Raw genomic sequence first — 4234 nt, 5'->3', positions numbered from 1 at the left:
CCCTGCTCACGCTCTACCAGGCCCTGCGCACCGTGATGGTCACTGCCGCCGAGTCCCTCCCCGGCACCGACCCGGACCGCTGCTGTTTCAACATCACGCTCCACACCGCCCGCGACCAGGTGATCCAGGCCAACGGCATCATCCCCGCGGACACCGATCGGGACACTCTCCTCGGGACGATCGGCCGTCGGATCCTGACCGGTCTGCTCCCGCCCCGCCGGCACCGGGTCAGCACCCGCAAGGTCAAGTCACCGATGTCCCGCTACAGCGAGCGCCACGCCGACGGCCGGCCCGGCACAAGCCACACCGTCACCCGACTCGACGTCACCGTCATCGAACCCGTGGAGCAACCCGCGCTGCCCATGGCCTCCCGGGACGACCGACACGCCAGCCCTTCCGCGCGGCGCCGACACCGCATCCTGGCCCTGCTCCAGGAAGACCCCACGCGTCTGTGGCAACCCCGTGAGATCGCCGCCCACTTCGGCGATGTCACCCTGGAAACCATGTACAGACAACTGAATCGATGGGCCGCCAGCGGCCTCATCCACAAACTCGGCCCCGGCCTCTACGCCGCAACAGCATGGTCCCCAGCCTCACTTGCGTGACCTGCGAAAACGCTAACTACCCGGCCTTGGGGGAGGCCCCATCATCGAACCTGCGGTCGGGATCATCGACCGCCCATTGGTGCAGCTTGGTCTGCATCCGTCGTACCCGCAGCCGGGCCCCATCGGGGTCGGGCCACAGATCACCGGTATTCACCAGCGTCTCCGTCCCTTGCAGTTCCTCAACTACCCGAATCCGCTGGGCCGCTTCGCCATGTGGACGGCTTTCCCGCCCTCGGACTACTACCAGCCCTCCGCCCCACCCCGGGCCATCGGCGGACGTCGCGCCTTCCCGCCCCATCGCACCTGGAGGACACGCTGAGACGAAAGCTTCGAGGTGGTTCCCACGTTCACTGTGATCCGCTCGTCGGGTGAGGCGGCCAGCTTTGCCCCTGCGGCATCGCCACGGTTACGCCGCAGTCCTTCTCCGTGGCCTCCCGACCGGCAAGATCAATCCGATCCAGGAGTTCCTGCCCAGACGGGCAGTGCGCACCGCGATCCAGCCCAGATCCACCGGGTTTGAGCTGGCGGAGGTCTTGAGGGGCTTTACACCGCTGGTTCCTCGCGTCCACCTTCCCGTCTCGCTTGCCGGACCCGCACCGTCCGGTAGTTCCGGTGCGTCCCGTCGTTGTCGGGGCTGCTCTCCACCAGACCCGGCCGACTCGCCGAGCCCAGCTACCCCCTGCTTCTGCCGTCCCGCTGCGACGGGACGACGGCGCGGGTCTCACACCCGCACGCGGATCATCAGCGCCTCGTGGCGCACGGCCTTTCACCTCCACTCGGTTGTGTAGCGCCTCGTGGCGCACGTGTTCGAGATCGAAACCACAACCACCCTGGCTTCCGGTCGCGGTCACCGGGCAGGTACTCGACCTGCAGGCAGTTCCAAAGGGAGTTCGCGTCGGTGGTCGAGCACTCGACGTTGATTCGTATGAATATTCTGTCGGGGGGATCCGTATCAGTGGTGGGAGTTGTGGGGATCGTGCGGCAGGAGTGGCAGATCCCCGTCTCAGCGTCCCAAGACCCACACGGTGCCTGCGGCTTCACCACAAGCACCGCCACCTGGCTGGCCGTTCACGAGCCATGCCCCCCACGTTAGGTCAGTGAGTTGAGCCACCGACGTGTCACCAAGAAAACTGGCATCCTCGTTGCGGCTGCGGTGGCCGCGGTCTCCGTGGCCGCGATCGTCCTGCCCACCGCCAGCGCAAGTCCCGACGCGACTTCGGCGGCCAGGCCGGCCGCGTCCGCCTCCGTCCTGAAGGCGAACACATCCGCTGCTCTGTCCCAGGAGATCACCGCCCAGGGCGCCTTCATCGCCGACGACGCCGACGGAAAAGCACTGTGGAGCAAAGCCGCGGACACCCCGCGCCCCCTAGCCAGCACAACGAAGATCATGACGGCTGTCGTGGTGCTAGAGACCCCTGGCCTGGATCTCGACCGCCAGGTCAGTGTCAAACAGGAGTACCTTGACCATGTCACCGAAAACGATGCCAGCACGGCGGGTCTGAAGACCGGCGACACCCTGACTGTCCTCCAGCTCCTGCACGCCATGCTGCTGCCCTCAGGCTGCGATGCCGCGATCGCGCTCGCTGACACGTTCGGCGCCGGCGACACCGTCGACGCCCGCACGAAGTCGTTCGTCACCGCGATGAACGCCAAAGCCGCCTCGCTGGGCATGACGAATACCACATACGCCACCTTCGACGGCCTCACCCCGGACGACAAGAGCACACCGCGTGACCTGACGACGCTCGCCCGGCACGCCATGGCCAACACCACCTTCAGCGACATCGTCAAGAAGCAGAGCACCGTACAGAGCGCAACCAACGGCCGCAGCTACACCTGGATCAATACCAACCGGCTTCTCGGCTCCTATCCCGGAGCCATCGGCATCAAGACCGGCACCACCACCCCGGCAGGTCCCTGTCTGGTCTTCGCCGCTACGCGTGAGGGCCGCACGGTCATCGGAGTCTTGCTCAACGACCCCAACCGTTTCGTCAGCGCAGCCAACCTGCTGGACATGGCCTTCCAGTCCGACGCGGCGAGCACCATGAAGCTGCGTCAGCTGCCCGAGGGGGCCCAGACCGACTGACCACCCTTGGGACTCAGCATGGGGTCGGTCACGGCAGCTGTAGTTCCAGCGTCTGTGCTGGTCAGTGTGTTGCTGGGGCGGGTGCGGGCATGAGTACGGCCACCGTAATCATGAACGTTTGTGACGACGTATCAAGACGCGGTGGCCGTGGAAGCAACGATAGCCGAGTGGGCGTGGGGTGAGGCGTTCGGGAGGGCGATGCGGGCGGTCGCGGGCTGCTTCGCGCGATGTGAAGCTCGGGCGACGGCGGCGGAGTTGGTCGCGGGGTTGTTGCTGGAGGTGGACACGCGCAACTGCTGGACGCTCGCGCAGGTTCTGGGGCATCCGGGTCCGCACCGGCTGCAGCACCTGCTTTCGCGCGCCCGGTTCGACCATGAGGGGGCCCAGCAGGAGATCGCCTGCCTCGTGATCGATGAACCCGCCGGTCAGAGCGTGGTGTTGGTGGCGGACGAGACGGGGATTGCGGAGTCCGTCCACGGACTGCGTGGGCGCCGGCCGGCAATACTCCGGTGCAATCGGCGGTGTCGGACTGTGCCAGGTGGCGGTGCAGCTGGCGGCCATGCTGGCGCCCGCGTTCCTGGCCGTCATGACCGCCGACGCCGCGGCAAAGGGGGAAGCAGAAACGGTTCCTGCCTCACGCCCCTCACCGTGGCAGAAGTTCGGCGGCTCCTGGCAACTGTCCACTCACCCATCGCCGTTCACCAACACCTCATGAGCGCACGCGCGCTGAGATGGTCACACTGGCGCAGACGACGCCAAGCCGTCGCTCGCCGCTGCCACTATCAGCGGCGGCTGCACACGATCGAGGGGCGGCCCGGGAAAGAGAACACGGGCCGACCATCAGCCCACTACACTCACCCAAACCGCCCCTGAACAGGGAAAACGTCAAAGCGCTGCTGGAGTACTAGTGTCCTACGCCAGTAATTGATCGTTAGTAGTGGTATGACTTCTGCTGCTGGTGCGTCAGTTCGTCGTCGGGGTCCGAAGCTGGAGCCGTTGCTGCTGTCTGCTGAGGAACGGGCGCAGTTGGAGCGGTGGACGCGTCGGGCGACATCGGCCCAGGCCTTGGCCCTGCGGGCGCGGATCGTGCTGGCCTGTGCGGGGCCGGAAGTGCCGCCGGTCGTCGCGGTTGCCCGGGATCTGCGGGTGTCCGCGGACACGGTCCGCAAGTGGCGGCGGCGCTTCCTCGCCCAGCGGCTGGACGGGCTGGCCGATGAGCCCCGGCCGGGCCGGCCGCCCACGATCAGCGTCGATCAGGTGGAGGCGGTGGTGGTCACCACGCTGGAACAGCTGCCGAAGAACGCCACCCACTGGTCGAGGAAATCGATGGCCGAGCACAGTGGTCTGTCGAAGTCGACCGTCGGCCGGATCTGGCGGCAGTTCCAGCTCAAGCCGCATCTCACCGACACCTTCAAGCTCTCGACCGACCCGTTGTTCGTGGAGAAGGTCTACGACGTCGTCGGCCTGTACTTCAACCCGCCCGAGGGGGCGGTGGTGCTCTCGGTGGACGAGAAGTCGCAGATCCAGGCCCTGGACCGCTCGC

At 66.7% G+C, this 4234-nt stretch carries 3 protein-coding genes and 2 pseudogenes; all 5 read left to right on the top strand.

The genetic code is table 11. The features are described 5' to 3' along the window. Positions 1 to 605 (top strand): annotated as a pseudogene (locus ABZZ74_RS52755) (hypothetical protein); the annotation flags it as partial. A gap of 1249 nt (positions 606 to 1854) precedes the next feature. Then, positions 1855 to 2691 carry a serine hydrolase gene (locus ABZZ74_RS52750; RefSeq protein WP_356951250.1) on the top strand — a complete coding sequence of 279 codons (837 nt, stop codon included), beginning with the start codon at positions 1855 to 1857 and terminating at the stop codon, positions 2689 to 2691. A gap of 198 nt (positions 2692 to 2889) precedes the next feature. Then, positions 2890 to 3141, top strand: a pseudogene (locus ABZZ74_RS52745) (IS701 family transposase); the annotation flags it as partial. 88 nt (positions 3142 to 3229) lie between these two features. After that, positions 3230 to 3406, top strand: a complete 177-nt coding sequence (locus ABZZ74_RS52740) for a hypothetical protein (RefSeq protein ID WP_356951251.1) — start codon at positions 3230 to 3232, stop codon at positions 3404 to 3406. Positions 3407 to 3633: 227 nt separating this feature from the next. Then, positions 3634 to 4234: IS630 family transposase (locus ABZZ74_RS52735; protein ID WP_356951249.1), on the top strand; the 601-nt coding region annotated here is incomplete at its 3' end.

This window comes from Streptomyces sp. NPDC006476, assembly GCF_040612015.1.
Lineage (GTDB): Bacteria > Actinomycetota > Actinomycetes > Streptomycetales > Streptomycetaceae > Streptomyces > Streptomyces griseorubiginosus_B.
Note: the sequence above shows the minus strand (reverse complement) of the source record. Positions and strands in the feature narration are given on the sequence as shown.